This is a genomic window from Acinetobacter sp. TUM15064, assembly GCF_008980265.1.
In the GTDB taxonomy this organism is placed as follows: domain Bacteria; phylum Pseudomonadota; class Gammaproteobacteria; order Pseudomonadales; family Moraxellaceae; genus Acinetobacter.
This window is the reverse complement of the sequence record NZ_BKFU01000120.1, coordinates 1-3,081: the sequence shown is the minus strand read 5'-3', so window position 1 is coordinate 3,081 and position 3,081 is coordinate 1. Positions and strand designations below refer to the sequence as shown.

The 3,081-nt window shown below is 39.7% G+C and carries 4 protein-coding genes and 1 pseudogene; all 5 read left to right on the top strand.

Translation table 11 applies throughout. From position 1 onward, the window contains the following. Window positions 1-398 precede the first annotated feature (398 nt). Entirely contained in the window at window positions 399-542 is a 144-nt protein-coding gene (locus tag GBI16_RS17800; protein WP_004695201.1) for a zinc ribbon-containing protein, read from the top strand. A 118-nt stretch (window positions 543-660) separates the two neighbouring features. Further along, window positions 661-1,236 (top strand): annotated as a pseudogene (locus GBI16_RS17795) (DUF4126 domain-containing protein). Window positions 1,237-1,467: 231 nt separating this feature from the next. After that, window positions 1,468-1,674 carry a hypothetical protein gene (locus GBI16_RS17790; RefSeq protein ID WP_086208767.1) on the top strand — a complete coding sequence of 69 codons (207 nt, stop codon included), beginning with the start codon at window positions 1,468-1,470 and terminating at the stop codon, window positions 1,672-1,674. Window positions 1,675-1,959: 285 nt separating this feature from the next. Continuing rightward, a complete protein-coding gene (locus GBI16_RS17785) occupies window positions 1,960-2,613 on the top strand; it encodes a hypothetical protein (protein WP_171494588.1) in 654 nt (217 codons plus the stop codon). Window positions 2,614-2,701: 88 nt separating this feature from the next. Further along, the gene (locus GBI16_RS17780; protein ID WP_086208766.1) at window positions 2,702-2,974 is read left to right on the top strand and encodes a hypothetical protein; all 273 of its coding nucleotides are present in this window, start codon (window positions 2,702-2,704) and stop codon (window positions 2,972-2,974) included. The last annotated feature ends 107 nt before the right edge of the window (window positions 2,975-3,081 follow it).

The following is a 3,081-nucleotide window of genomic DNA, read 5'->3' as shown; positions in this document are numbered from 1 at the left end:
GTTCTTATTAGCTCTCTGAGATGGAATAATAACAAAAAATCCCCTGAACAAAAAAATCTGAAGAAGAGCGCTGTTATATTTTAAGTGATCCAACTATTACAGTAGCACGTTCATTTGATATATTAGTTAAATACTATCTGACTTTATATACAGAAGAAAGAAAGCATAAACTATGTTAAGAACGAGAAGTCACTTAAAGCAGATAGTAAAAGAATTTTTGCATGTTGATGGATTGCAGGTTGAGAATTGGGTGTCTAACACCTTGTAAGACGTTTAGATTTTCTATGGAAATCATTTCTTGCCCAAATGCCATCATCATTTGTCGAAATGATCAATAGACATTCATCATAAAAGGCATATACTAGTAAGACCATTTTCTAAACATATGGAGAACAAAAATGGTTACTGCTGGCGAAAAACCTGGAACAGGCTTCTATTTTTGTGTTCAGTGCGGACACCGCGTCTACTTAGAAATTGGTACAGATCGTTTACCCCCGTGTACCAAATGCCAAGGCAATCAATTTAACAATAAGAATGCCTAAGCCAAAGATTTAACAGTTACCCACTGTTTTAAAGAAAAGCCCTATCACCCGATAGGGCTTTTTGCTAAGTTATAAAAAAGATAAAAACCTCCCAACTTAAGCCATACAGGAAAAGCACATGGAAACCATATTAGGACTTTGTATCGGCATTGGCTTAAGTGCGGCCTGTGGCTTTCGTGTCTTTGTCCCACTCTTGGTCATGAGCCTTGCATCTATTATGGGATGGTTCGAGCCCATGCAAGGTTTTGAATGGTTAACGATGCCATCGGTATGCATCGCCTTAGCCATTGCAACCGTCTGTGAAATCGCAGCCTATTACATCCCATGGGTCGACAACGCTTTAGACACCATTGCAACACCAGCCGCAATGGTCGCAGGAACACTCACCACGATGGCAGTCAGTAGCGGAGAAATGTCACAGTTTGCCAGTTGGGCTGCCGCAATTATTGTTGGTGGCGGGACAGCAGGCGCCGTGCAAATGAGTACCGTTGCTGTTCGAGGGGTTTCAACCGCGACGACAGGCGGGGTAGCCAACCCACTGGTGTCTACCGTGGAATGAGTGGGTGCCGTTTTACTGTCCGTGCTGTCATTACTGGTTCCTGTTTTAGTGGTGATTGTAGGCATTATTTTGGCAATCTGGGCCGTACGTTGGTTTAAACGCAAAAAACAACAAAGTATCAGCACACCCTTATAGTCTCGGGCGTTTTCTTATAGCGTTGCTGGGTCTCTAAATTTTAAAAATAGAGTGGCTAATTTTCGGTTATGTGGACGTTAATCCTTTTAACTTGATATGACTTAGAGCTCAGTTTCGCCTTTAAAATAATGATTGATTTTCATACGCCATCCGTTTAATTTTATAAATACATACTTTTTGTATGGTTTTGTTTGTAGTTGAACTTTATAAGAATTATTCGGGGAGCTGTAAATGATAAAATTTATTGTAAATGAACAGCCTAGTGAAAAAGGTATCCATCATATTCATAATGCATCCTTAGGTTGCGAAGACTTACCTAGCTCGGAGGATCAAATTCTGATTGGTTATTTTGCCAATTATGAGCTGGCTTATAAACGGGCAAGAATGAACTGGCCCAGAGAAAAAGTTGAAGGTTGTGACAAGTGCTGTTTCGGGTGAGAAGCATCAAAAAGCTTTGCAAGTCGCAAAGCTTTTTTTGTTTTAGGCGGTATTTGAAATTCAGATAAACCTTATACCCTCAGCTTTAGCTTTAAGTCGCAAATTAATGGAAACATATCTATTAAATTGTTTGTTCATGCTGATCATAGAATATCAACAGTCTGCACGTTCTATTCAAGCTTATAATGCTGATGGATAAAAAGTAATATCAGATGCTTGCTCATAATTTTAAGGATATTTATGCCTAAGTCTTTCAAGATGGTTTTGCTTGGTGTGATTGCATTGATGAGTTCGTCTTCATTGGTTTATGCAGATACCACTTTGAGTACAGCAGAAAAACAGCTAAAAAAAGACAGCATTCGTTATAAGGCCTATATTCCTGCGAGCTATACCTTATTTGAAGCTATTCAGGGAGACTTAAACAAGGATGGCTTACAAGATGTGGTTTTAATCGTCAAAGCTACGGATCCGAAACAATGGATCACCGATGAATACCGAGGAAAACTAGACCGCAACCGCCGTGGTGTGGTTGTGCTGTTGAATGTGAAAGGGCACTACCAAAAAGTCGTTCAGAATTTGTCTCTATTTTCCTCGGAAAATGAAGATGGTGGTGTGTACTTTGCCCCTGAGTTGGTGCCCTCTATCGAAAAAGGCTTGTTAAAACTGCATTATGCACATGGTCGTTATGGATATTGGGCCTACCAGTTTCGTTTAGAGGGGCGTGATATGCGCCTGATTGGTTATGACAGTTCAGATAATTTCGGCCCCTATGTGAACAGTGAAACCAGTGTTAATTTTCTTACCGCGAAGAAGCTCGTCAGAGAAAACCTCAATAAAGACCTTGATAGCGACCCTAAATTTAAAGAAATATGGAGCAAGGTGAATATTGCTCCGATGTATTTGAGCCAAATTCAGGATATCGACGATCTTAGTTTTTAGTAGCCTTAGCGTGGTTTTTGCTAAGTTAATTTTAATGAATATGCTTTGATACATTGTGCGAGCATGATGAAAAGATATAGGGGGGATGATGGAAAATAAAGAAATGGCGTTGATTGAAAATGAGAAACCGAAACTGAGTACAGTTGCGCATCTCATGGCAGGTTGGCCTTTATTTTTAGTGATCATTGGGGGGGCAATCGGCGGGGCACTCGGTGTAGTCGCCTATGTGGTTAACCGAAAAATTTATCTGTCTCAGCTTAGCAATATGCAGAAGGTTTTAGCGAACTTACTCTGTGGTATGTCTGCGATCAGTTTATGGTGGTTTATTGCAACGTGGTTGCAAGGCTATATGGCAAATTAAGCGTTCTGAAATGGTGATATTGTAAAAAAAATGAATAGAAGCCCATTTTTATGCGAGGAAATAGATAATTAGAGTGTCATGATGAATATTTTTATCAAATATGGTTT